At 74.8% G+C, this 2,589-nt stretch carries 3 protein-coding genes; all 3 read left to right on the top strand.

From position 1 onward, the window contains the following. Nucleotides 1–500 precede the first annotated feature (500 nt). Nucleotides 501–734 (top strand): hypothetical protein, encoded by a 234-nt coding sequence (locus GTR00_RS18660; RefSeq protein WP_166613067.1) that lies wholly within the window; start codon nt 501–503, stop codon nt 732–734. A gap of 22 nt (nt 735–756) precedes the next feature. Further along, entirely contained in the window at nt 757–1,992 is a 1,236-nt protein-coding gene (gene wecB / locus GTR00_RS18655) for a non-hydrolyzing UDP-N-acetylglucosamine 2-epimerase (RefSeq protein ID WP_166613066.1), read from the top strand. Then, nucleotides 1,989–2,589: glycosyltransferase (locus GTR00_RS18650; protein ID WP_166613065.1), on the top strand; the 601-nt coding region annotated here is incomplete at its 3' end. The genes wecB and GTR00_RS18650, both read left to right, overlap by 4 nt.

The raw sequence follows: 2,589 nt of genomic DNA, 5'->3' as shown, positions 1-2,589 counted from the left end.
GTGGTGCGGGTGCGGCGTCGGGGAGCGGGCCGTCCGGGACAGCGTCCGCGCGGCACCGAGGCCGTCGTCGGCCTCGGTGCCGCGCGCGGGTCCTGCGGGGGGACGCCGGCCGTCACGGGGAACCCGGGTGGCCGGGCCCGCGGCGGTGCGTCATGGGTAGCACAGGCGTGCACCGCTGAGAAGGTGCGGGCGGGAGTTTCTCGCGAGGCGGCGCGCAGCGTGCCGCACCCCTGACCCGCACGGCGTCGGGGGAACCTGACAGGTTCCTGCCACGCGGCGCCGGAGACGGCGCCCCGTCCACCGGGTGCAGGCACCGGAAGCGTTTTCAGTGACTCAGTGCGACACCTCCCAAACCCCGCGTGGTGATGATCTCGCTCTTTCCTGTTCCTGCGAGGAAATGTCCCGGAAACAGCCCAACGGGGCCGCGTGGTGGTGCAAAGCTCCCTCCCCGAGAGCCGCGGGGGTGCGGTTCCCGGGCGTGGCCGACGGGAGGGGTCGAGGTGTCCGCTGCTCAGGCTGCTGCCTTCGTGACGAACTGGGTCCTGCCCGTCGTGGGCGCCCTGTTCGCCCTGTACCTGCTCGTCCTGGCCGCCCTCGTGGTGGTGACCGCGGCGCTCAAGCTCACCTCGCCGCGCGGCGCGCACCGGCGCGTGCTCGACGTCACCGCGCTCGGACCGCCCCCCGCGGCCGTCCCGCCCCAGCACGTCCCGCTCCCCTCGACCGCCGTGGAGTGACCGACAAGAACCTGGAGGACACGTGGAACCGAAACCGCTGGACGCGACCCCGGTCCACGACGTCGCCGTCGTCCTCGGAACCCGCCCCGAGGCGGTGAAGCTCGCGCCCGTCGTGCGCGCGATGCGCCGCTCGCCGCGGTTCCGGCCGACCGTCGTGACCACGGGCCAGCACCGCGAGATGCTGGACCGGATCCTGCCCCAGCTGGAGCTCGAACCCGACGTGCGCCTCGACGTCATGCGCGAGCGCCAGTCGCTGCACGCCCTGTCCTCGCGGCTGCACGCCGCGCTCGGCGAGGTCCTGGGCTCCGCCGCCTTCGACGCCGCCGTGGTGCAGGGCGACACCACCACCGCCCTGTGCGGCGCGATCGCCGCGTTCTACCAGCGCATCCCCGTGGCGCACGTCGAGGCCGGCCTGCGCTCGGGCGTGCAGGGCGACCCGTTCCCGGAGGAGGTCAACCGGCGCATGGTCGCGCAGGTGTCCACCTGGCACTTCGCCCCCACCGTCCCCGCGGGGGTGAACCTCCTGCGCGAGGGGGTTCCGCAGGACGGCATCGAGGTCACCGGGAACACCGTGGTGGACAACCTGCTGTGGGTCGTGGACCAGGGCCTGGGCCGCTCCGCCTTCGACACCTCCCGCGGCGGCCGGCGCGTCCTGGTGACCCTGCACCGCAGGGAGAACCAGGGAGCGGTGATGTCGGGCCTGGCCGAGGCGGTCCTGCGGCTGGTGCGCGAGCGCGACGTCCAGGTGGTGCTGCCGCTGCACCGCAGCCCCGCGGTGCGCGAGGCCCTGCTGCCGGTGCTGTCGCAGGACCCGCGGATCCGCACCACCGAACCCCTGGACTACCTGGACTTCACCGCGACGCTCGCCGACGCGGACCTGGTGCTCACCGACTCCGGCGGCGTGCAGGAGGAGGCCCCCTCCCTCGACGTGCCGGTCCTGGTGCTGCGGCGCACCACCGAGCGCATGGAGGTCGTGCGCGCCGGCGGCGCGGAACTCGTGGGCACCGACCCGCAGGTCGTCCTGGCGCGCGCCCTGGCCCTGCTGGACGACCGGGACGCGCACGCCCGGATGGCGCGCGCGGTCAGCCCCTTCGGGGACGGCCGTGCCGCCGGGCGCATCCTCGACCGCCTCGACCGGGACCTGTCGGCGGGCGCCGCGCGCCCGCCGGCGCACCTGCCCGTCCCCGTTCCCGGCGCCGCCCTCGGCACCCCCGCTCCCGCCGCGGCGCAGGGGGCGCTGGTGGAGGCGGCGCGGTGAACCCGGGCCTGCCCATCACCGCGACGATCCTGCTGTTCCTGGCGCACACCGCCCTGATGTTCACCCTCTCCCGCACGACGCAGCGGCCGATGCGCCCGGCACCACCGGGGTTGTTCTTCGTCGTCCTGGTGCCCTGCCTGAACGAGGGCGTGGTCATCGACCGGACGCTGAGCCGGCTGCGCGAGTCCGCCCCGGGCAACGTGGCGGTGCTCGTCGTCGACGACGGCTCCACCGACGGCACCGAGGGTCTCGTGCTCGCGCACGCCGCCCTCGACGAGCGCGTGCACCTGATGTCGCGGCGGCTGCCGGAGGCGCGCAAGGGCAAGGGCGAGGCGCTCAACGCCGCCTACCGCCACGTGTGCGGCTCCACCATCACCGGCGGCCGCGACCCGCACGACGTCGTCGTGGTGGTGCTCGACGCGGACGGCCGCCCCGCGCCGGGGATGTTCGACGAGGCGGCCCGCTACTTCGCCGACCCGCGCTGCGGCGCGGTGCAGGTGGGCGTGCGCATGTACAACGTCGGCGAGTCGCTGCTCGCCCGCATGCAGGACCTGGAGTTCGTGGCGTTCACCGAGGTGTACCAGCGCGGGCGCATGC

Origin of the sequence: Kineococcus indalonis (assembly GCF_009906395.1) — a bacterium.
GTDB classification, from domain to species: domain Bacteria; phylum Actinomycetota; class Actinomycetes; order Actinomycetales; family Kineococcaceae; genus Kineococcus; species Kineococcus indalonis.
This window is presented reverse-complemented; position numbering and strand designations above follow the sequence as displayed.